19 protein-coding genes and 2 pseudogenes are annotated in these 21042 nt (G+C 71.9%); 13 read left to right on the forward strand and 8 right to left on the reverse strand.

From position 1 onward, the window contains the following. Nucleotides 1-25: 25 nt before the first annotated feature. Nucleotides 26-1057: a LacI family DNA-binding transcriptional regulator gene (locus ASD33_RS28960; protein ID WP_056566952.1), complete on the reverse strand. Its 1032-nt coding sequence runs from the start codon at nt 1055-1057 to the stop codon at nt 26-28. A gap of 158 nt (nt 1058-1215) precedes the next feature. Here ASD33_RS28960 and ASD33_RS34625 point away from each other — a divergent pair. Next, nucleotides 1216-1762: pseudogene (locus ASD33_RS34625) on the forward strand (ATP-binding cassette domain-containing protein); the annotation flags it as partial. Between the two features lie 59 nt (nt 1763-1821). Here ASD33_RS34625 and ASD33_RS28970 read toward each other — a convergent pair. From ASD33_RS28970 to ASD33_RS28980, 3 genes are all read right to left on the reverse strand, one after another. Beyond that, nucleotides 1822-3114: a cellulase family glycosylhydrolase gene (locus ASD33_RS28970; RefSeq protein ID WP_056566958.1), complete on the reverse strand. Its 1293-nt coding sequence runs from the start codon at nt 3112-3114 to the stop codon at nt 1822-1824. A gap of 725 nt (nt 3115-3839) precedes the next feature. Continuing rightward, the gene (locus ASD33_RS28975; protein ID WP_056566961.1) at nt 3840-4022 is read right to left on the reverse strand and encodes a hypothetical protein; all 183 of its coding nucleotides are present in this window, start codon (nt 4020-4022) and stop codon (nt 3840-3842) included. A 163-nt stretch (nt 4023-4185) separates the two neighbouring features. After that, nucleotides 4186-4971 carry a hypothetical protein gene (locus ASD33_RS28980; RefSeq protein WP_057574011.1) on the reverse strand — a complete coding sequence of 262 codons (786 nt, stop codon included), beginning with the start codon at nt 4969-4971 and terminating at the stop codon, nt 4186-4188. 124 nt (nt 4972-5095) lie between these two features. Between ASD33_RS28980 and ASD33_RS36980 the strand changes: the two genes are divergently transcribed. From ASD33_RS36980 to ASD33_RS29000, 5 genes and pseudogenes are all read left to right on the forward strand, one after another. After that, the gene (locus tag ASD33_RS36980; RefSeq protein ID WP_063991999.1) at nt 5096-6604 is read left to right on the forward strand and encodes a methyltransferase domain-containing protein; all 1509 of its coding nucleotides are present in this window, start codon (nt 5096-5098) and stop codon (nt 6602-6604) included. Between the two features lie 49 nt (nt 6605-6653). Then, complete coding sequence (locus ASD33_RS28990) at nt 6654-7937, forward strand: cytochrome P450 (RefSeq protein WP_056566967.1); 1284 nt, start codon at nt 6654-6656, stop codon at nt 7935-7937. Nucleotides 7938-9167: 1230 nt separating this feature from the next. Continuing rightward, a pseudogene (locus ASD33_RS35595) lies at nt 9168-9308 on the forward strand (peptidase C39 family protein); the annotation flags it as partial. 237 nt (nt 9309-9545) lie between these two features. Then, nucleotides 9546-9695 carry an SCO1431 family membrane protein gene (locus ASD33_RS35245; protein WP_107103784.1) on the forward strand — a complete coding sequence of 50 codons (150 nt, stop codon included), beginning with the start codon at nt 9546-9548 and terminating at the stop codon, nt 9693-9695. A gap of 141 nt (nt 9696-9836) precedes the next feature. Beyond that, nucleotides 9837-11033, forward strand: a complete 1197-nt coding sequence (locus ASD33_RS29000) for an acyl-CoA dehydrogenase family protein (protein ID WP_056566975.1) — start codon at nt 9837-9839, stop codon at nt 11031-11033. Here the strand turns inward: ASD33_RS29000 and ASD33_RS35600 are convergent. Continuing rightward, the gene (locus tag ASD33_RS35600) at nt 10996-11235 is read right to left on the reverse strand and encodes a hypothetical protein (protein WP_157870090.1); all 240 of its coding nucleotides are present in this window, start codon (nt 11233-11235) and stop codon (nt 10996-10998) included. The two genes, ASD33_RS29000 and ASD33_RS35600, sit on opposite strands and share 38 nt — an antisense overlap. Nucleotides 11236-11281: 46 nt before the next feature. On the opposite strand from ASD33_RS35600, the gene ASD33_RS29005 reads away from it, so the two are divergent. From ASD33_RS29005 to ASD33_RS29015, 3 genes are all read left to right on the forward strand, one after another. Continuing rightward, entirely contained in the window at nt 11282-11602 is a 321-nt protein-coding gene (locus ASD33_RS29005) for a hypothetical protein (RefSeq protein WP_157870091.1), read from the forward strand. Between the two features lie 232 nt (nt 11603-11834). Further along, a complete protein-coding gene (locus ASD33_RS29010) occupies nt 11835-12968 on the forward strand; it encodes a hypothetical protein (RefSeq protein ID WP_056566981.1) in 1134 nt (377 codons plus the stop codon). Between the two features lie 10 nt (nt 12969-12978). Then, entirely contained in the window at nt 12979-14070 is a 1092-nt protein-coding gene (locus tag ASD33_RS29015; RefSeq protein WP_056566984.1) for a phosphotransferase family protein, read from the forward strand. 10 nt (nt 14071-14080) lie between these two features. Here ASD33_RS29015 and ASD33_RS29020 read toward each other — a convergent pair whose 3' ends face one another. Then, nucleotides 14081-14449, reverse strand: a complete 369-nt coding sequence (locus tag ASD33_RS29020; protein WP_056567183.1) for a hypothetical protein — start codon at nt 14447-14449, stop codon at nt 14081-14083. 225 nt (nt 14450-14674) lie between these two features. Here ASD33_RS29020 and ASD33_RS29025 point away from each other — a divergent pair, with 225 nt between their 5' ends. The 4 genes from ASD33_RS29025 to fxsA all read left to right on the forward strand — a co-directional run bounded on the left by ASD33_RS29025 (nt 14675) and on the right by fxsA (nt 18803). Next, entirely contained in the window at nt 14675-15115 is a 441-nt protein-coding gene (locus ASD33_RS29025; protein ID WP_015032222.1) for an Lrp/AsnC family transcriptional regulator, read from the forward strand. Nucleotides 15116-15271: 156 nt separating this feature from the next. Beyond that, complete coding sequence (locus ASD33_RS29030) at nt 15272-16906, forward strand: amidohydrolase (RefSeq protein ID WP_056566986.1); 1635 nt, start codon at nt 15272-15274, stop codon at nt 16904-16906. Between the two features lie 468 nt (nt 16907-17374). Further along, a complete protein-coding gene (locus tag ASD33_RS29035) occupies nt 17375-18151 on the forward strand; it encodes a polyprenol monophosphomannose synthase (RefSeq protein WP_056566989.1) in 777 nt (258 codons plus the stop codon). A 58-nt stretch (nt 18152-18209) separates the two neighbouring features. Continuing rightward, on the forward strand, nt 18210-18803 hold the full coding sequence (fxsA, locus tag ASD33_RS29040; RefSeq protein WP_056566991.1) for an FxsA family membrane protein: 594 nt from the start codon (nt 18210-18212) through the stop codon (nt 18801-18803). A 186-nt stretch (nt 18804-18989) separates the two neighbouring features. Here fxsA and ASD33_RS29045 read toward each other — a convergent pair whose 3' ends face one another. Together ASD33_RS29045 and ASD33_RS29050 are read right to left on the reverse strand one after the other, a co-directional pair. After that, on the reverse strand, nt 18990-19364 hold the full coding sequence (locus tag ASD33_RS29045; RefSeq protein WP_015032218.1) for an RNA polymerase-binding protein RbpA: 375 nt from the start codon (nt 19362-19364) through the stop codon (nt 18990-18992). Nucleotides 19365-19619: 255 nt separating this feature from the next. Next, nucleotides 19620-20990 carry an MFS transporter gene (locus ASD33_RS29050; protein ID WP_056566995.1) on the reverse strand — a complete coding sequence of 457 codons (1371 nt, stop codon included), beginning with the start codon at nt 20988-20990 and terminating at the stop codon, nt 19620-19622. Between the last annotated feature and the right edge of the window lie 52 nt (nt 20991-21042).

Below are 21042 nucleotides of genomic sequence, written 5' to 3' on the forward strand. Positions count from 1 at the left end.
CACTGGCTCCTCAGGGCCGTGCCCGTCAGCGCGGGGCCGGCTCCGGCGGTGGGGGAGCGGTGCTGCCCCGGGGGACGAAGTGCGCGTAGCCGTCGCGGACGCTGCCGACGTCCTCCCCGCCGATCAGGGCGAGCAGCGCGGTCGCGGAATGGGCTCCGTACGCAGGGATGTCGCGGGTGACCGCCGACAGCATGGGGCGCACCACCTGCGTCAGCGGAGACTCGTCCCAGGCCACGATCGACACGTCGGCGGGGATCGACAGGCCCAGCTCCTGCGCCACCGACAGTGCGGCCACGGCCATGATGTCGTTGTCGAAGACGATCGCCGTCGGCCGCTCGGGCGCGATCAGCAGGGCCCGCGCGGCCCGCGCGCCTTCGTCCCCGGTGTAGTCGGTGTACACCACCGCCGCCGCCGGAATGCCGGCCTCCCGGCAGACCTCCGCGAGCGCCGCGTCGCGGACCGCCGTGTGCGCGAGTTCGGCCGGGCCCGCCACCCGCGCGATCCGCCGGTGCCCCAGCGCCGTCAGGTACCGCACGATCTCGTACACGCTCTCGCCGTCGTCCGACCAGATGGCCGGCAGCTCCCCGGCGACGTCCGGCGGTCCGATGGCCACCGCGGGCAGCCCGATCTCCCGCACGGCGCCGAGCCGTTCGTCGTCGGTCTGCAGGTCCATGAGGAAGACGCCGTCGACCCGCCGCTCGCCCCACCAGCGCCGGCAGACCTCGATCTCCTGCTCCTGGTCGGTCACCATCTGGAGCATCAGCGCGTACGCGTGCTCGGCGAGCACCGTCTCCACGCCGCTGATGAACTCCATGAAGAACGGCTCCACCCCGAGCGTCCGCGCCGGCCGCCGGACCACCAGGCCGACCGCTTGCGCCCGCCCCCCGGTCAGCGCCCTGGCGGCACTGTTCGGGCGCCAGCCCAGCTCCTCGGCGATGCTCTTGATCGAGGCACGGGTGGCCTCCGAGACTCCGGGCTGGTCGTTGAGCGCGTACGAGACCGCCACCTTCGACACACCCGCCCGACGGGCGATGTCCGCCATCGTCGGCCGCTTCACTGCCACCCCAGCTCCATCCTGAACCCTCGACACTCCCGACCCTACCGCCAGGTCACGCTAGGGGCGGCAGGTCTTTGTGGGAGCGACGCGTGGCAAGCCCGACCGCGGGCCGGGCTGCGGTGACGCGTCCTTCGCCCCAACAGACGTGTAGCGCAGTCTCCGGCCGGGTCCTCCTCGACGACCGGGACATGGCGGAGCTGGACCTGCGGAGCTTCCGCGGATTCGTCTCCGTCGTCCCCCAGGAGTCCGTCCTCTTCGAGGGAAGTGTCCGCGAGAACGTCACCTACGGAATGGAGCGCGTCGACGAGGCAACGCTGCGGCGCGCCCTGCGCGACGACAGCGCAGCCGAGTTCGTCGACGCGCTGCCGGACGGCGTAGACACCGTAGTGGGGGAGCGCGGCCCCCGGCCCTCGGGCGCCAGCGGCCCGCGATCGCCCGGGTCCTCATCCGCGCTCCCGGGTCCTGGTGCTCGACGAGGCCGTTTCGGCGCTGGACGCCCGCTCCGAGGCCCAGGTCCAGGAGGCCCTCGCCCGCCTCGTCGCCGGTGGGACCGTCTTCGTCATGGCTCACCGGCTCTCCATGATCAGGCGGGCGGACCGGATCGTGGTGCTGGAGCGGGGGCGACTGGTGGAGTCCGGGAGCCACCGGGAGCTGCTCGCCCGCGACTCTGCTTACGCCCGTCTGCAGGCCACTCAGCCGGCCTGACCCGCCGTACGACGCGGGGTGCCCTCCCGTCGCCGAGGACGGGAGGGCACCCCGGTGCCTCAGCGGTCGGCGGTGCTGCCGCGGACGACGCAGGAGCGGTTGTTCTCCCAGCCCCAGCCGTCGCCGTCGGGGTCGGAGGAGCTGCCGTTCACGCAGTAGGGGTAGCCGTTCGGGGCCGTACCGCCGCTTGACCCGGTGTCGGCGGTGCTGCCGCGGACGACGCAGGAGCGGTTGTTCTCCCAGCCCCAGCCGTCGCCGTCGGGGTCGGAGGAGCTGCCGTTCACGCAGTACGGGTAGCCGTTCGGGGCCGTACCGCCTGTGCCGCCGCCGTTGGATCCGCCGCCGTAGATCGTGGCGCGGGTGGAGGTGGTGGAGATGCCGTCGGTGCCGTTGAAGAAGCGGTTGCCCCAGGCGGTGAGCGCGTTCGGGTCGAAGCCGGTGACCATGTCGAGGTACTCGACGCCGCTGCCGTTGCCGCTCCAGGACCAGCCCAGGTAGCCGACGCGGAGGGAGCGGGCGGTGGCCATGATGGCGTTCTCGTCGGGGTTGCCGTCGCTGTGGTTGTCGCCGAACTCCCCGACGATGATCGGCAGTCTGTTGTTCACGAAGTGGTTGAGGTAGCTCTGGACCTCGGCGGCCGTGTCGTACACGCCGTACATGTGGATCGAGAAGATCGTGTTGCGGCGAGGGTCGGAGGCGAAGACCGACGCGGCGTTGTCGCGCATCGTGTTCGACCAGTCCTGGCCCCAGTTGGGGGCGTCCACCATGAGCGCGTTGGTGATGCCGGCATTCCGGAGCTTCACGACGGCGTTCTTGGTGGCGCCGGTCCACGCGGCGTAACCGCTGTTGCCGTACGGCTCGTTGCCGATGTTGACGACGACGTAGTCCTCCTGACCCTGGAGGGCGCTCTTGACGCCCACCCAGTAGTCGGCGGCCTGGTCGAGGGTGGCGGCGGCGCCGTCCTCGCCGTACCCGGTGGTGTCGTGCACCTCCAGGACGCAGATGACCTTGTTCGTCTTGCAGTCGTCGATGATCGACGACACCTGCGAGGTGCTCGTCTTCGTCCAGCGGTCGCCGCTGGACAGGACGACGCGGACGGTGTTGGCGCCCTTGGCGGCGATGTCCGCGACGGCCCCGGTCTCGGTCGGGTACCAGGCGAGCGCGTGGTTGACCCCGCGCATCACGAACTCGCTGCCGTTGGCCTCGTACACGCGGCCGTTGCTGACGTGGATGCCGCTGTCGGCGGCCTGGGCGGCTCCGGCGGTGCCGAAGACGGGCAGCAGCAGCCCGGCGACGCCGGCGAGGGCGCTGCCGGCGGCCGTGAGCCACGTCCTGCGCGGTGACTGGGTCATGCCTCTCCTCGTGAGAAATGGGGGAAGGAAGGAGCCCGTCCGCGCAGAACTCCGATGCTAGACAACGTTGTCAGAGTCCTATGGCCGAGCCGCTGGCCTGCACGTCGGGGGTGTCACCATGAGGCACCCGTGGCTGGATCCATGTCAAGCGTGAAGGGCGCTTTGATCGCGGCGAGATGAGATGGTGAAGTCAGTTCAGTAAACCCGCACTGAACGTGCAGACGTTCTTGTGGTCCTGTTATCGAGTGTCAGTCGCTCGTCTACTGAACCGTCGCACGCCCCTCTGAACCGCCGTGGCAGGTCGAGCTCGTACGCGCGGTGTGGATTCGCGCCGCTGGAGGGCCGTGCCACCTCCGCTCCGCCAGCGCCGGCCTCGGCCTGTGGGCCTCAATGGCGAAGCGCGGGCGCACTGAAGGTCGAGCCGAGCCCCAAGACTGTCATGACGCAGAGACCACCCGAACGGAGACGGCCCGCCTCCCGTGCCGACTTGAGGTTGGGGAAGGGGTCGGTGCCGAAGCAATGCCTCCGGGAAGGAATGCTGTCCAGGAACAGCCCGTCGCGGCCGATGTAGCGGATCCGGGCCGCGTCCGCGAGCGGTCGGGTGTCGGCGGTGACGTCTTCTCACCCGCCGACACGAGTACACGCGCGTCCGGATCGCGGTCGGACGAGAACTCTTCGCGGGTGATATGTCCGTCGCCGTCGTCGAAGGCCGAGACGGCCTCCCATCAGGCGTGGAAGGTCCTGTGCAGCTCGGGCTCCTTGGCGGTACCGGCCTTGATACCGCCCACACGCAGGACGGCGTCTGCCAGCAGGTCGAAGTCCTTCTTCTCGATGACTCCGTTGCCGTCTACGTCGAACGGGCGGAAGGCTCGGTCGTACTTGCGGGCGATGGTGGATCTGTCGCTCACATCGACTCCTTGATGGTGATCGTTATCGGCGGTCAGACGGGCCAGGATCGCTGAGGTGGCGCCGGCCGGGGCGGCTCTGGGTCACCCGTTGGGCCCACAGGTGTCACCGCGTGGGGTGCGGCCCGGTCGCGTCATGACTGCGTTCCCCCTGCGGACGGCCGGGTCAGTCCTGGAGTTCGTAGAGGTGGAAGTCCATGTTCGCGCCGTGCGGAAGACAGGGGTCGGGCGTGATGGTTGCCAGGTGGCGGGCGCCTGCGAAGGAGCGGGCCAGGGAGTCGTGGGCGATCTGGTCGTTGGTCTTGATCGCGACGTGGCAGGGCAGGCCGCCCCGGGAGCGGCGGATGTCGTCGAGGATCTCCGGCACGGGGGGCGAGGTGCGGGTCAGGTCGAGGCCGTCGGCGGTGAAGGCGGGGCCCCAGGGCGGTTCGACGACGTATGTGTCGTGTGTGCTGCGGGCGGGGAGTTCGCGCAGCAGGTCGCGGTAGTCCGTCAGGGCCAGGGTGATCGCGGAGCCGATGCGGTCGAGGTTGTTGCGGGCCGTGCCGAAGACGGCGGGGTCGAGCTCGGAGGCGTGGACAGGGCGAGTGAGGCGCCGGCCCAGGTGGTAGCCGAAGTTCCCGGAGCCGCAGAACAGGTCCGCGATCAGCGGGTTGCCGGCGTCGGGCCCCTGAGGCGGGGTTGCTGCCTGGAGTACGGCGAGGGCGTCGGCGACCGGGGCGGTGTAGGCGTCGATGGAGCACTCGATGACAGTGCGCCCGAGCAGGGTGATGCCCTTGGCCGCCATGTCGGTGGCGGGGATTCCGTAGAGCGACAGGCCGTCCGCGCGGCCGTAGATCAGCCGGCCGGCCTCACGCAGCTGCTGGGACGTCAGGACGGTGGTGCGCAAGGGGCCGAGGAGCTGGTCGCGGAAGGCGAAGTAGGCAGCGTGATGCGACTGGTGGATGTTCACGAGGAAGCGGTTCTCCGAACGGTGAAAGCAGCGCACTCCGGCGCACACGGGGAGTGAAAGGATGTGTGCGGAGTGTAGTCTGCGGAGTGATCAATTCCGCAAATCGTGAAGGGGCCCTGCATCCATGGCCGTTGAGACCGTCTCCACGCCCTTGTCCGCAGAACCCACGTCCTCCGCGCGGGCGCACGGGGCACCGGAGGCCGCGGCCCGTCCGTTCGACGTCCTCGGCAAGACGTACGAAGACACGTACGCGCATCTGCCCGAACAACAGCAGGCGATCGACTGGCTGCTGGCGCGCCTGCCCGCAGCGGCAAAGGTCATGGACATCGGCTCCGGCACCGGCCGGCCGACGGCGGACCGCCTGGCCGCCGCAGGCCACGACGTGAGCGGCTACGACGTGTCCACCACCATGGTGGAGCTGGCCCGTGCCCAAGTGCCCACCGCGCGGTTCGAACTGGCCGACGTCCGCACCCTGCCCGATACTCCCGGCTCGTGGGACGCGATCACGGCGTTCTTCCCGCTCCTGCAGATGCCCCGCGCGGACCTGGACGCCACGCTCGCCCGAATCGCGGACTGGCTCGCTCCCGGCGGACTGTTCGTCTTCGCCACGGTCCCCTTCGACGCCGAGGACGAGGAGATCCAGTGGATGGGCCAGACCATCCGCGCCACCAGCTACCCCGCCGAGACCTACGCCCGCCTGCTGCGTCAGGCCGGGCTGGAGATCGTCCACGAGGGACTCAGCGTCTTCCACCCCGACTTCCCCGGCATGGGGCCCGAGGAACACCTGTTCCTGTACGCGGTCAAGCCCGGCGGCCCCGCCGCACCGGCGCACGCGCTGACCGGCCCCTACCCGCTGCCCGCCGCCTACCGGGGCCCGCACATGTTGAGCGAGCAGGGCTGGCTCGGCATGGAGGCCCGCTTCGAGCGGCACGACATCGCCCCCGTCCTCGACGCGCTCGCCGGCAACACCCGGATCCTGGACGTCGGCGGCGGCAGCGGCGCCGTCGTACGCGCCCTCGCGGCCCGCGCCTGCCACGTGACCACTGTGGAACCCCACGCCGCACGGGCGGAGAGCCTGCGTCCCCTGGCCGCCCACGGCGTCACGGTCCTGCCCGGCTGCGCCGAGCAGCTCCCTGTCCGGGAGGGCGCCTTCGACGCGGCCGTCGCGACCTGGGTGCTGCACTACACCGACGACCCCGACGCGGCCGTCGCGGAGATCGCCCGGGCCGTCGACCCCACTCACCCCGAAGCAAAGATCATCCTGGTGCAGGGCGCCCCGGACAATCAGCTCATCGCACTGTGGAACCGGACCTGCGCTGCGCTGACCGATGAACCCCACGACCACCAGGGGGCGCTCCTGACCCGTGCTGCCCACGGACTGGCCAGGCACGGCTTCACCGACATCGCCTTCACCCGCGCCCGGGTCGACGTCGTCTTCCCCGAGGAGAGCTCGGAAGCGAAAGCCCAGGCCGCCGCCCAGGTGCTCGCCGAATTCTGGAACACCGGACACCCCCGGCTCTCCGAGCTGCGGCAGGCGCTGCTGCCGGCCCTCCGGACCCACTTCGCCACCGGCACCGACCGCTTCAACGACGACGCCGTCCTGCTCACCGCACGCCCCCGCCGAACGCGCTGACGACCCGGCGCGCCGCGCACGATCGTAAGTACCGGAAGGATCCGCTGCCGTGGCCCTGACCGAGCCCACGACCTCTCGCACCTGTACCGGGCTGCCGCGCTGCCCGGCCACCACCCCCGGCGCGATCAGCGCACACGGGGCCGGCGAGCCCGGCAGCCTCTACGCGCACCTGCGCCGCGAGCACCCCGTCTACCACGACCCGGAACTCGACGTGTGGGTCGTCGCCCGGCACCGCGACATCGACACCGTCCTGCGTGACGCGAGCGGCACCTTCTCCACCGCCCTCGGCTACCTCCCCCTCCAACAGCTCTGCCCCGCGGCACAGGCAGTCCTGGGGCGCAGCGGCGCGCTGCCGGTCCTGTCCTCCCTGGACCCGCCGCAGCATGCCCGGTTCCGTCGCCAGATGACCGCCGTCTTCCCCACCACCGACCGACGCGTGAAGCACCTGAACAACCTGCTGAGAGAGGAGACCGCCCGCGCGGCAGGCGCACTGGCCGCTCGCCCCGACCGCACCGCAGACCTCGTGGAGGTCTGGGCCCGCCCCCTCGCCACCGCCGTCCTCGGCCGCCTCACCGGCATCCCTGTCCAGGACCAGTCCGCCGTCCTGAACCGGGCCGCCGCCCTCTCCCACCTCGTCTGGGGGCACCTCGACGACGCCGCACAGGTCGCCGCCGCGCACGCGCTGGACGATCTCTTCACCTACTGCCTCACCCTGACCGAGCAACGCTCCCGCACCCCCGGGAACGACCTCGTCTCCAACTGGCTCACCCACCGGGACCCAGGCGGAGATCCCTTCACCACCCGCGAGGTCGCCTCCACCCTGATGGAAGTACTCATCACCAACGCGGAGATCACCCCGCGCTTGCTGGCCAACACCCTCTACCGACTCCTGACCACTCACACCTTCGGCCAGGCCCACCTGACCGGCCGGCTGCCCGAAGCCGTCGAGGAGACCCTGCGCCATGACCCGCCCCTGGCCGGCTGGCTGCGCAACACCACCCGCGACGTCCGCCTGTCCGGCACATCGATCCCGGCCGGAGCCCGCCTGTTCCTCCTCCTCGCCTCCGCCGGCCGCGACGAACACCACCGGCTCACCGACCCCGACACGTACAACGCCCGACGCACCCCGCAGCCGCCGCTGATCGCCTTCGGCGCGGGCATCCACTACTGCCCCGGCGCCTCATACACCCGCCACCTCGCCCACCACGCCCTGACCACCCTCGCCGAAGCCTGCCCGCACCTGGCCCTCACCGACCCCCGCACCGCCCACCCCGACAACTGGCCCCTCAGCGCAGCCCTTCGCGCCCCCGGCAGCCTCTGCGCCGACTGGTAGTACGCGTATTGCGACGTCCGGCAGGCGCTCACGAACGGCTCTTCACCCGCTGGCGTGACAAGGCGCTGTCCGGAGTCGGCCCCGGGTGATGGTTCCCTTCCGGATGGACATCGGGGTCGGGCCGGCCAATCGGGGGCTGTCCGCCCTGCCCGCCCCCGACCCCGGGATCGCCACCCGGTTCTTCGAGCGTCGGCCTCGATTCACCGGGCACGACGGGACGATGCTGCCCGGGGCGGCTCTTTTGGTCGGAAGCAGCGGGGCGACCAACGACGACCTCGACGGCGGCGCCGACACGCTCGACGGCCACCACTCCCCGCTGCACGGCCCGGCCCCCGAGTACGTCGCCTGCGCCGACCGGAACGACGGGATCGTCCGACTCGCCGAGGCCCTCAAGCAGTGGCGCGCGGACTTCACCCAGCCCGCCGCGGACGACACCGTACGCGACCCGAGTGGCACCATGGCCGTCTGCCTTGCCGAGGGCGAAATGGCCGGCCGCCACCAGAAGCTCGCGATCATCGGCGCGAGTGACGGGTCCTTCCGGGCGCCGCCCTCGTCGAGCAGTACGAGAAGGCCGACCCCACCCCGTACGAACGCGAGCTCGAAAAGAACCGTATCCAGCTGTTCGTCGCCACCACCCGAGCCCACGACGCATTACGCATCTCCTGGCGCGGAAAACCCAGCCCCTCCCTGCACTTGCAGCCGCAGGGGCGACCCCGTGCCGCCGACATCACCTGCCATGGTTCACTGGCGTCGGCAGGTAGCTTCTTCGTGCCGAGCGGTCGAGTGAACGTGAAATGCGAGGAGGCGGAACGCAGCGGCCTCGCATAGGAATTACCGAGCACCGAGAACCGTTACCGGACCATCGCTCTTCCAGTCGTTTCCCGACCTCCGCCGGTGAGAACGGAAGCTGTTGGCCTACGCGAAAGCTCGGGCAGTTCCTTCTTTGGGTGGTTGTCGTACACCCAAGAAATTGGCTTCCCGGGACAGGCGGCAAGCGCCTTGACGATGGCGGCCGCACCGAGCGGGTGGAGGTCTGCCGGGCGACGAGGGCCCCGGAGTCAGCACCGATCCAGCACGACGCACCCGAACGGGCCGGAACGGACGTCAGTGGAAGTCAGCACCAGGTCAGCACCAGCGCATCCGCGATCGATTTACCTTGCGCGGTCCACGCCTCTGACCTGCATGTTTGTGTAGGAGGGTGCCGCGTGGTAAACGGCGCCCTCCCATTTGGAGAACATCTGGCTCCGCACGAAGCGCTACGACGCGAACGGCAAGGTCAGAGGCGGTACGGGCGGTGTCTGCTACGTCTACTGGCCCACGGAACCGACCCCGGGCCAGCACGACGCGCTGAGGTCGCTCGGCCTGGTGTGAGCCGGGACGGCGCGGCCGGTTCGACAGCCGGACGGCGCTGCCGTCCCGGTGGGCCGGGCCCGACCGAAGTGGCGTCCGGCACAGGGGGTGCGGAGGTTCCCGGTCGCCCGGGGCGCTTCTGCCCTTCCGGCGCAAGGGGCTCGTCCTTCTCGGCCTCGTTCGGCGGGTGGCCTCGGCGGCGGGGGCGTGACCGACGTCTCTACCCCGGGGCCGCCCCCGTGCCTCAAGGTGGGCGCCATGACCTCCACCACCCACACCCGCCTCCTGTTCCGCGCCCGGACGGGCGGCCCCGGGGACGAGCGGGGCCCCAAGCTCCTGGAGAACGTCCTCGGCTGGACGCTCGTCGTCCTCCTCGCCGTGCTCGTCACCCGGGCGGGCCTCATGTGAGCACCGGGCCGCCGCTGCCCGGTGCCTTCCCGGCGTTCGCGTGAGCGCCCGGCGCCCGCGTGATGCCCCGTACCCGAACGGGCATACTCCCCGCGATCCGCGCGCGGCACGTCCGCGCCCGGCAGGGAGGAGCGTTCCGCCATGGACGAGAGCATCGCGGACGGCGTGGAACGCCGGCTGCCCACCGACGAGGCACATGAGCTGCTCGCCCTGACGCGGGACATCGTCCGGCGGGAGATCGCTCCCGGCGCCGCCGAGGAGGAGGCCGCCGGAACCTTCCCCCGCGAGCTGTTCGCCCTGCTCTCGCGCTCCGGGCTGCTCGGGCTGCCCTACGACCCCGAGTACGGCGGGGGCGGCCAGCCGTACGAGGTGTACCTCCAGGTCCTGGAGGAACTCGCCGCCGCCCGGCTCACCGTGGGGCTCGGGGTGAGCGTCCACAGCCTCTCCTGCCACGCGCTCGCCCGCTACGGGACCGAGGAGCAGCGGGCCGCCCACCTGCCCGCGATGCTCGGCGGCGGGCTCCTCGGCGCGTACTGCCTCTCCGAGCCCTCCGCCGGATCGGACGCCGCGGCGCTGCGCACCCGCGCCGTCCGCGAGGCGTCGGAAGGCGCGGGCGAAGGCGGCGGGGATTGGGTCATCGACGGCACCAAGGCGTGGATCACCCACGGCGGCATCGCGGACTTCTGCACGGTGCTGGCCCGTACCGGCGGCCCCGGCGCCCGCGGCATCACCGCCTTCCTCGTCCCCGGTGACGCGCCCGGACTGACGGCGGCCCCTCCCGAGCGGAAGATGGGGATGAAGGGCTCACCGACGGCGCAGCTCCACTTCGACGGGGTACGGGTCCCCGACGCGCGCCGGCTCGGCGCCGAGGGGCAGGGCTTCGCCATCGCGCTCGACGCCCTGGACTCGGGGCGCCTGGGCATCGCCGCCTGCGCGGTGGGCCTCGCCCAGGCGGCCCTGGACGTGGCCGTGTCCTACGCCAGGGAGCGGCGGCAGTTCGGCAGGCCGATCGCCGACTTCCAGGGGCTCCGCTTCCTCCTCGCGGACATGGCGACCCGGATCGAGGCAGGCAGGGCGCTGTACCTGGAGGCGGCGCGGCTCCGGGACGAGGGGCGGGCGTTCGGCCGGTGCGCGGCGATGGCCAAGCTCTTCTGCACGGACGCCGCCATGCAGGTCACCACGGACGCGGTGCAGGTGCTCGGCGGCTACGGCTACACGGCGGACTTCCCCGTCGAGCGGTATCTGCGCGAGGCCAAGATGCTGCAGATCGTCGAGGGGACCAACCAGATCCAGCGCGTGGTCATCGCCCGTCACCTGGTCGGACCAGAGTCCCGCTGACCCGGACGGTCCGGTCCGCCCAGACGATGCCCGCGGCCAGCCTGGCCCACTCCTGGTCGCGGTGGCCCGGGAGCGCGCGGCCCTGGCTCGCCCAGAGGGAGAGCACGGCCTTGTAGATGGGCGGGTCGGCGGGCAGGTGCGGGTGGGGGAGGCTCGGCGGCTGCGGCTGGCCGGGCGCCTTCGCCGAAACGGGTACGGGCACCGGCGCGGAGACGGTCGTAGGCACGGGCATCGGTGCGGAGACGGCCTTGGGCACGGGCAGCGGCGCGGAGACGGCCGTCGGCACGGGCACCGGCATCGGCGCGGAGACGGTCGTGGGTACGGGTACGGGTACCGGCGGGGGCACCGACACGGGCATGGGCGCCGACACCGACACCGAGGCGGTCGTCGAGGTCGTCCTCGCCGTGGGCGCGGGCGTAGCCGTCGGCGCGCTCCCCGGCACGGGGGCCGCCATCGGCACCGGCACCGGGCCCGGCGCCTGCGCCGGCAGCGGTACCGGCGCCGCCCCGGGGGACTGCGCCCGCGCCTCCGCCTCCGACCCCGCCGGAGACTGCCCCGGCGCCGGGTGATGAACCGATTCTTCAACGCGCGGTTCCGTCTGCCGGTGCCGGCCGACTCCGCTGGGGGTGGTGTACAGCGTGGTCATGCCCGGACCAACGCGCCCCGGCGGCCGGGGTCACCCCCGAACGGAATCGAGCGGCAGTTCGCCCGGTACCCGCTGCACGACTCTGGCCCCTCGGCGTCGACCTGACGTACCGTCAGCTTCCCGCGCGGAAGCGCTCGCCGACCAGGAGGTCAGCCATGTCCGTGCACCGGCACGACGACCGGCCCGTCGCCCTCGACGAATACCCCGTGCACCAGGCGCCGCTCTCCATGAAGCACCACGTCAGCGGCGACCGGAACGCCTACGACCGGTGCATCTTCCACGTCTTCGACCACACCGGCCGCGCCCTGCTCATCGTCGGCCTCGGCGTCTACCCCAACACCGGGGTCATCGACGCCTACGCCACCCTCCGTGCCGGCGACCGCCTGCACGCGGTGCGGGCCTCCGACGCCCTCGGCGACGATCGGATGAACCTCTCCGTCGGCCCGTTCACCCTCACCGTCGACGAACCCCTCAAGCGCCTCACCCTGCGCTGCGCGGCCGACCCCGACGACCCCGAAGGCCTCTCCTGCGACCTCAGCTGGACCGGCGACTTCCCCGCCGTCTGGGAACCCCACCACACCCAGCGCCACGGCGGCCGGCTCACCCTGGAAGGCCGCCGCTTCGTCCAGGCCGGACACTGCGCGGGCACGATCAGGGCCGGCGGCGAGGAGTTCACCGTCACCCCGGGGGAGTGGACCGGCACCCGCGACCGCAGCTGGGGAGTGCGCCCCATCCCCGGCGAGGAGGCCGGCCGGGCCGCGGAGTTCCGCCCCGAGGGCTTCCACTGGCTCTGGATCCCGATGCGCTTCGAGGACCGCTTCCTCATGGTCATCGCCCAGGAGGACGCCGACGGCTACCGCACCCTCAACGAGGCCCTGCTCGTACGGAACGGCCACCGCGACGCCCAGCTCGGCTGGCCCCGCACCGAGATCACGTACCGCCCGGGTACCCGCCACCCCGAACGGGCCGTCGTCCATCTCACCGACCCGACCGGGAAGCCCCTGGAGGTCGGGGTCGAGATCCTCGCCTCCTCCCCGCTGGCCGTCGGCGCCGGATACCCGCCCGCCACCGACTGGCAGCACGGCACCTGGCAGGGCCGCGACTGGACCGACCGACGGGTCTACGACCTCTCCGACCCGGCAGCCCATCCGATGGCCGCCTACGGCGTGACCGACCACGCCGCCCGCTTCACCCTCGACGGCCACACCGGCTACGGCATCTTCGAGCACGGCTCCTTCGGCCGCCACGACCCCAGCGGCTTCGCCGACCACACGTCAACGGCCCTCTGAGGAGGCCCCCTTGGCCACCGCGCCCCGCCCCCGCACCAGCACCCGCGACCCCGAGGAGCTCGGCCGCCGGCTCACCGTCTGGCTGGACCGGCACCTGCCCGGGGCCCGCGTCACCGGTCTCGCCGTCCCCGGCTCCAACGGCATGTCGAGCGAGACCCTGCTGTTCGACCTCGACCACCCGGACGCCCCGGTCCGCGGCTGCGCCCTGCGGCTCGCCGCCGACCCCGACGCGTACACCGTCTTCCCCGTCTACGACATGGCGCGCCAGTACCGGGTCATGGAACTGGTCGGCGCCCACACCGACGTCCCCGTGCCCCGGGTGCTGTGGCTGGAGGAGGACCCGGGGCCGCTCGGTGCCCCGTTCTTCGTGATGACCCGCGCCGAGGGCCGCGTACCGCCGGACGTCATGCCCTACACGTACGAGGGGAACTGGCTGCACGCCGCCACCGACGCCGAACGCGCCCTCCTGGAGGCTGAGTCCGTCTCCGTACTCGCCCGGCTGCACGACCAGTTCCCGGCGAAGGAGGCGGAGTTCCTGCTGCCGGACGGCGCCGGAACACCGCTGCGCCGCCACGTCGACGCCCAACGCGCCTACTACGCCTGGGTGGTGGACGGACTCGCCCCCTCGCCGCTCATCGAGGCGGCCTTCGACTGGCTGGAGGCGCACTGGCCCGCCGACGAAGGGCCGGCCGTCCTCGGCTGGGGCGACGCGCGCATCGGCAACATCGTCTACGACGGATTCACCCCGGCCGCCGTCCTCGACTGGGAGATGGCGGCCTGCGTCCCGCGCGAGGTCGACCTCGGGTGGACGGTCTACCTCCACCGCTTCTTCCAGGACCTGACCGTGAGCTTCGGGCAGCCGGGCCTGCCGGACTTCCTGCGGCGCGACGCGATCGAGCGCCGCTACGCCGAGCTGACCGGGCACACCCCGCGCGCCATGGAGTTCCACACCCTCTACGCGGCGCTGCGGCACGCGATCGTGATGCTGCGGATCGCGTACCGGCAGGCCCACTTCGGTGAGGTCGAGGTGCCCGCGGACCCCGACGGCCTGATCCTGCACCACGCGACGCTCGCGGCGATGGTGCGGGGAAGCTACTGGTGAGCGGGGCGGCTCAGGCCGCGCGCCGCATCTGAGGCACCCGGATCGGCCGGGAGCCCGGGCCGCCGACGTGCGAGAACGGCTGCGTGCGCCAGTCGAGACCCTGGGGGAGCGTCAGGAGCAGCGCCGTGTCCTGCTCCTGGACCTCCAGGGTGTCGTCGGCCGGACGGGCCCCGGACGCCGACAGCCCCGTACCCGGGCAGACCGTCAGGACGAAGGGGTTCCACGGCGTCGGGCAGAGCGCGTGCTCCGGCAGGACGTCCTCGTCCGCGAGCAGCGCGATGGGCTGCACGCACTCCGGGCAGACCACCCGGAACATCTCAAAGGTGTCGTACGCGTCGAGCTCGTCGGACGTGTCGACCGAATCAACAGGCTCCTGCATGGAGAATCTCCCCCTCGGGTGGGTCGGCCGGATCTGTGCGGCCTCGACCACAGCAAGCACTTCCCATGCGGTCGTCCGCATAACCGTGTGGCAGTACCCCAGGGCAGACGCAAACCTGTGGCGTTCGTCACATGCTTGTCGCAGGTGCCCCGTGGCGGGCCATACCCGCTGATAGTGGTCGACCCCGTCGCTGCCGCGCGCGTCCGGGAGCAATAGGGTCACCGCATGGAGGAGCTGGATCGTCAGATCGTCGAGTTGCTCGTCAAGGACGGGCGCATGAGCTACACCGACCTGGGCAAGGCCACCGGCCTGTCCACGTCGGCGGTGCATCAGCGCGTCCGCCGTCTCGAGCAGCGCGGAGTCATCCGCGGCTACGCCGCAGTGGTCGACCCGGAGGCCGTGGGGCTGCCCCTGACCGCCTTCATCTCGGTCAAACCCTTCGACCCCAGCGCCCCGGACGACACCCCGGACCGGCTCGCCGACATCCCGGAGATCGAGGCTTGCCACAGCGTCGCCGGTGACGAGAACTACATCCTCAAGGTCCGCGTCGCCACGCCGCTGGAACTGGAGCACCTGCTCAGCCGCATCCGCTCGCAGGCCGGCGTCTCCAGCCGCACCACCGTCGTCCTGTCCACCCCGTACGAGGCCAGGCCGCCCCGCGTGTGACCCGGCGAGGCCCTTCACGCGACCCGGCGAAGCCCTTCACGCGACCCGGCGGGGCCCGGTGCCGCGGCCCGGCCGGGCCCGGCGTGTGACGAGGCCCGCCCCGTCGAGGGGGACCTGCCGGACAAACCGGGTCCCGGCAGGTCCTAGCCTGGTCGCATGAGTGAGTCCATGCCTGCCGCGTCTCCCGCCGAACACCGCACCGTGCTGCTGCGCGGCGGGGAAGTCCACAGCCCCGCCGACCCCTTCGCCACCGCCATGGTCGTGGAGCGCGGGCACGTCGCCTGGGTGGGCTCGGAGGGCGCGGCCGACGCCTTCGCCTCCGGCGTGGACGAGGTGGTCGACCTGGAGGGCGCGCTCGTCACCCCGGCCTTCGTCGACGCGCACGTGCACACCACCGCCACCGGTTTCGCCCTCACCGGGCTCGACCTGTCCTCCGCCGTCTCGCTCGCCGACGCGGCGGAGATGATCCGCGCGCACGCCGCCGCCCGCCCCGAGGACCGCATCCTCGTCGGCCACGGCTGGGACGCCTCCCGGTGGCCCGAGCGCCGGCCCCTCACCCGTACCGAACTCGACGAGCTCGCCGGCGGCCGCCCGCTCTACCTCACCCGCATCGACGTCCACTCGGCCGTCGTCACCACCGCCCTCCTGGACCTGGTTCCCGGTGTCCGCGACCTGGACGGCTTCCACGACGGTGAGCGGCCGCTCACCGGGGACGCCCACCACGCCGTGCGCGCCGCGGCCTTCGGCGCCGTCTCCGCCCGCCAGCGCACCGAGGCCCAGCGCGCCGCCCGGAGCCGGGCCGCCTCGCTGGGCATCGGCACCCTGCACGAGTGCGGCGGCCCGCAGATCTCCTCCGAGGAGGACTTCACCGGCCTCCTGGACCTGGCCCGAGAAGAGGCCGGGCCCCGCGTCGTCGGCTACTGGGCCGACCTCGACGTCGAGCGGGCGCGCGCCCTCGGGGCCCTTGGCGCCGCCGGGGACCTGTTCGCCGACGGCTCCCTCGGCTCCCACACGGCCTGCCTCCACGAGCCGTACGCCGACACCACCCACACCGGCGCCGCCCATCTGGACGCGACGGCCGTCGCCCTCCATGTCGTGGCCTGCACCGAGGCCGGTCTCCAGGCCGGCTTCCACGCCATCGGCGACGCCGCCGTGACCGCCGTCGTCGAGGGCGTCAGGGCCGCCGCGGAGAAGCTCGGCCTGGCCAGGATCCGCGCCGCCCGGCACCGCGTCGAGCACGTCGAGATGCTCACCCCGGAGACGATCGCCGCCTTCGCCGAGCTGGGCCTCACCGCCTCGGTGCAGCCCGCGTTCGACGCGTTCTGGGGCGGCGACGAGGGCATGTACGCCGACCGGCTCGGCGTCGAGCGGGCACGCACCCTCAACCCGTACGCGGCCCTGCTGCGCGCCGGTGTGCCGCTGGCCTTCGGCTCCGACAGCCCGGTGACCCCGCTCGACCCCTGGGGCACCGTCCGGGCCGCCGCCTTCCACCGCACCCCCGAGCACCGGATCTCCGTCCGGGCCGCCTTCACCGCCCACACCAGGGGCGGCTGGCGGGCGGTCGGCCGGGACGACGCCGGGACACTGGTCCCCGGCGCCCCCGCCGACTACGCGCTCTGGCGCACCGAGGAACTCGTCGTCCAGGCACCCGACGACCGGGTGGCCCGCTGGTCCACCGATCCCCGCTCCGGTACGCCCGGTCTGCCCGATCTGTCGCCCGGCGCCGATCTCCCGGTCTGCCTCCGCACGGTCGTGCACGGGCAGACGGTGTTCGTACGGCCGAACGAGTGATGTAGGGATATGTCCCACCCGTGACGGCGGTTCCGTACGCTTGTCCCCGACCTGCGGATCTTCCCCTCCGGCCTGCGGCTTTGATGTGTATCCGCAGGTCAAGCGGGTGTTGACAGTCGCCCGTCAGGGGCGGGTAGGTTCTCCGCGTCCACCACAGGACGTCCGACCGGACCGCACTCCCCGCACAGCCGCCGTACGCCGCCCGCGCCTCGGCCCGAGGGAAGGTTTCTCCGGCGGAAGGTGCGACCCGGGTGGGGCCCGGACGTTCAGTAGACAACGGCTCTCGGTCGACCCGCAGCCAGCGGATCCCAGGTCGGACCGAAGGACGACGGGCCCCGCACCGCACGCGATCTGTCCCGGTGGTCCCTTCCGCCCCACCGTGTCACCCGTCCACCCGACCCGCCGCGCCGGAGCAGGCCGAGGACCTCGCTATGGTGGGGGCCTGTGTATGTATCCGAAGGGGCAGTAGTGAACGACGGTGGCCAGAGGCGTTACGGCCCGCTCGGCAAGGCCTTGGTGATCATTCCGACCTACAACGAGGCGGAGAACATCAAGCCGATCGTCGCGCGGGTGCGGGAATCCGTACCCGAGGCGCACGTTCTCGTCGCCGACGACAACAGCCCCGACGGCACGGGCAAGTTCGCGGACGAGATCGCGTCCGAGGACGACCACGTGCACGTCCTGCACCGCAAGGGCAAGGAGGGGCTCGGCGCCGCCTACCTCGCGGGCTTCCGCTGGGGCATCGAGCACGGCTACGGCGTGCTCGTCGAGATGGACGCCGACGGCTCCCACCAGCCCGAGGAGCTCCCGCGGCTGCTGACCGCCCTCAAGGGCGCGGACCTCGTCCTCGGCTCCCGCTGGGTGCCGGGCGGCCGGATCGTGAACTGGCCGAAGTCCCGCGAGTTCATCTCGCGCGGCGGCAGCCTCTACTCGCGCGTGATGCTCGACGTGCCGATCCGCGACGTCACCGGCGGCTACCGGGCCTTCCGCAAGGAGACCCTGGAGGGCCTGGGTCTGGAGGACGTGGCCTCGGCCGGCTACTGCTTCCAGGTCGACCTGGCCCGCCGCGCGGTCGCCGCCGGCTTCCACGTCGTCGAGGTCCCGATCACCTTCGTGGAGCGCGAGATCGGCGACTCGAAGATGAGCCGGAACATCGTCGTCGAGGCGCTGTGGCGGGTCACCGGCTGGGGCGTGACGGCGCGCGCGGAGAAGATCGGCAAGCTGCTCGGCCGCAAGTCCTCCTGAGCTCCTCCTGATCTTCCCTTTACGACGTTCCGGCGGGGCGCCAGGCACACTGGGCAGCATGACGACCGGCGCACCGCCTCCCCTCGCCCCCAAGCGCTCACGCGCGCGTACGTACCTTCCGCTCGGCATCGCCGCCTGGCTGGTCCTGGAGATCTGGCTGCTCACGGTGGTGGCGAACGCGGCGGGCGGGCTCACCGTCCTCGCCCTGCTCGTCGGCGGCGCCGTCCTCGGTGCCGCCGTCGTCAAGCGGGCCGGCCGGCGTGCCTTCGCCAACCTCACCTCGACCTTCCAGCAGGCCCAGGCCGCGGCGCAGGCGGGCGCGGTGCCCGGCGCGCCGGAGCGGACCGGCGCCGAGGACCGCAACGGCTTCCTGATGCTCGGCGGTCTGCTGCTGATGATCCCCGGCCTGGTCTCGGACGTGGCCGGTCTGCTGCTGCTCGTCCCGCCGGTCCGCTCCTTCCTGGGGCGGTACGCCGAGAGGGCCGTCGAGCGCCGGATGAGCGCCGCGCCGCCCGGCAGCCTCCAGGACGCCTTCCAGCAGGCCCGTATCCACCGGCCCGACGGGAAGGTCGTGCAGGGTGAGGTCGTGCGCGAGGACGGCGCCCAGGGGCCCCGCCGGGCCGACGAGCCCCGCCCGCCGCTGATGCCCTGACGCAGCCCGAACCCTTCCTCGTGCCCTCGCTCCCTCCTCGGAGCGGGGGCACGAGGCTTTGCGGGGCACGGGGCTCTGTGGGCTGGGGGTGGCGCGGGCCGTCGTGCCGGCAGGGCACACGAACGCCGCGGGGCCCGGTACACAGATCGTGTACCGGGCCCCGCGGCGTCGTTCGTGCCGGGTCCGCTAGGCGGACTTGCGGCTGTCTCGCGGATGCACGGCGATGTTCATGGCGCCGGAACGCAGGACGGCCAGCCTCTCGGCGAGGACCTCCTCCAGTTCCTCGCGGGTGCGTCGCTCCATGAGCATGTCCCAGTGCGTACGCGCAGGCTTGCCCTTCTTCTCCTCAGGTCCGTCCCCGTCCACCAGGAGTGCCTGGATTCCGCAGACCTTGCATTCCCACTCCGGCGGAATTTCCGCTTCCACCGAGAAGGGCATCTCAAAACGATGGCCCTTCTCGCATGCGTACTCCACGGCCTGGCGCGGGGCCAGATCGATGCCGCGGTCGGTCTCGTAGCTCGTCACCACGAGGCGCGTGCCGCGAAGAGCTCGCTCACTCATGAATCGTGCCTCCCGGGCTTGTCGCCCACAGGACAGGTGTCGCTGTCGTCGTTATCCGGTCAACGTCCGGTCGGCGGTAAAGATTCCCGTGCCGGGTCATGCGTCGCCCGTCGTGCCGCCCCTTGTTGTACCCACCAGTGCCCGTTTTGTCACATCTGACGGCAGAAGTGACCCGGTGTCTTCACCAAAGCAGCACGCAGTAACGGTCCGCCTGGCAGGTCAAACGCGTACACTACCGCCCTTTCGGTGCCACGTCTAAACACGGTCCGGAACCGGGTTCCCCGCGGCCTCCACCGCGCGCCGCACCGGGACCCGGGCGAGCAGTGCGAAGCCGACCACGAAGAAGATCACCAGGGAGATGATGGCATCCCGGTAGCTTCCGGTCAGCTGATACGCGAGACCGAACACGAGCGGACCCAGCCAGCTGAGCCCCCGATCGCTCATCTCGTACGCCGAGAAGTACTCCGCCTCCTTGCCGCGCGGCACCAGATGCGAGAACAGCGAACGCGACAACGCCTGGCTCCCGCCCAGCACCAGGCCGATCGCGGCCGCCAGACAGTAGAAGAACACCGGCGCGTCGGTCGGCAGGAAGTACCCCGCCAGCAGGATCAGCGTCCAGACCGCGAGCGATCCCAGAATCGTCCGCTTGGCGCCGTACGACCGGGCGAGTCGCCCCATCCCGAGCGCCCCCGCCACCGCGAGCACCTGGACGAGCAGGACCGCCGTGATGAGCGTCGTCTGGTCGAGCCCCAGCTCCTCCGAGCCGAACACCGACGCCTGCGAGATCACCGTCTGCACGCCGTCGTTGTAGACCAGATAGGCGAGCAGGAACGAGAGCGTCAGCGGATGCCGGCGCATGTCCTTCAGGGTCTCCCGCAGCTGACGCCAGCCGCTGCCGACGGAACCCCCGCCGGGCCGTTCGCGTCCCTCGGGGCCGATCCGCCGGTCACGCAGCCGCCGCAGCGGCACCAGGGTGAAGGCGCCCCACCACACACCGGCCGAGGCCAGACAGATCCGGACCGCCTCGCCCTCCGTGAGGCCGAAGGAGTCGTGGCCCGAGTAGAGCACCAGGTCCAGGACGAGGACGAGGGCGCCCGACGTGTAGCCGAAGGCCCAGCCGCGCGAGGAGACCGCGTCCCGCTCGTCCGGCTCGGAGATCTGCGGCAGATAGGCGTTGTAGAGCACCATCGAGACCGACAGCGAGGCGTTCGCCACGATGAGCAGGAAGGCGCCGAGCAGATAGCGGTCGCCGTCCAGGAAGAACATCCCCGCCGTGGCCGTCGCACCCAGGTACGCCGACGCCGCCAGCAACGGCTTCTTCCGTCCCGTACGGTCGGCCACCGCGCCCGCCAGCGGCATCACGAGCACGGCGACCACGATCGAGGCCGACACGGCGTAGGCGAAGAGCGAGCCCGCCCGCACCGGGATCCCCAGCGGGTGCACGAAGCCCTCGGCGTCGGACGCGGCCCGCGCCACCGAGGTCAGATACGGCCCCAGGAACACCGTGAGCACGCTCGTCGAGTACACCGAGCACGCGAAGTCGTAGAAGTACCAGCCCCGCTGCTCCCGCCGGCGCTCGGCGGGCCCGACGGCGTACTCCTCCGGTTCTGTGGTCTCTGCGGTCAAGGCCGCGCCCCCTCGTTCATCCCCGTGGACCGGTCCGGTGATCCCGGAACGG

It is taken from the genome of Streptomyces sp. Root1304, from assembly GCF_001426405.1.
Lineage (GTDB): Bacteria > Actinomycetota > Actinomycetes > Streptomycetales > Streptomycetaceae > Streptomyces.

Bases quoted from the DNA above. Each gene is read 5' to 3' on its own strand.
- ASD33_RS36980 (WP_063991999.1), top strand. From the start codon at position 5,096: ATGGCCGTTGAGACCGTCTCCACGCCCTTGTCCGCAGAACCCACGTCC.
- ASD33_RS29020 (WP_056567183.1), bottom strand. From the start codon at position 14,449: ATGCAGGAGCCTGTTGATTCGGTCGACACGTCCGACGAGCTCGACGCG.
- ASD33_RS29045 (WP_015032218.1), bottom strand. From the start codon at position 19,364: ATGAGTGAGCGAGCTCTTCGCGGCACGCGCCTCGTGGTGACGAGCTAC.
- ASD33_RS29010 (WP_056566981.1), top strand. From the start codon at position 11,835: ATGTCCGTGCACCGGCACGACGACCGGCCCGTCGCCCTCGACGAATAC.
- ASD33_RS29030 (WP_056566986.1), top strand. From the start codon at position 15,272: ATGAGTGAGTCCATGCCTGCCGCGTCTCCCGCCGAACACCGCACCGTG.
- ASD33_RS29000 (WP_056566975.1), top strand. From the start codon at position 9,837: ATGGACGAGAGCATCGCGGACGGCGTGGAACGCCGGCTGCCCACCGAC.
- ASD33_RS29025 (WP_015032222.1), top strand. From the start codon at position 14,675: ATGGAGGAGCTGGATCGTCAGATCGTCGAGTTGCTCGTCAAGGACGGG.
- fxsA (WP_056566991.1), top strand. From the start codon at position 18,210: ATGACGACCGGCGCACCGCCTCCCCTCGCCCCCAAGCGCTCACGCGCG.
- ASD33_RS28970 (WP_056566958.1), bottom strand. From the start codon at position 3,114: ATGACCCAGTCACCGCGCAGGACGTGGCTCACGGCCGCCGGCAGCGCC.
- ASD33_RS35245 (WP_107103784.1), top strand. From the start codon at position 9,546: ATGACCTCCACCACCCACACCCGCCTCCTGTTCCGCGCCCGGACGGGC.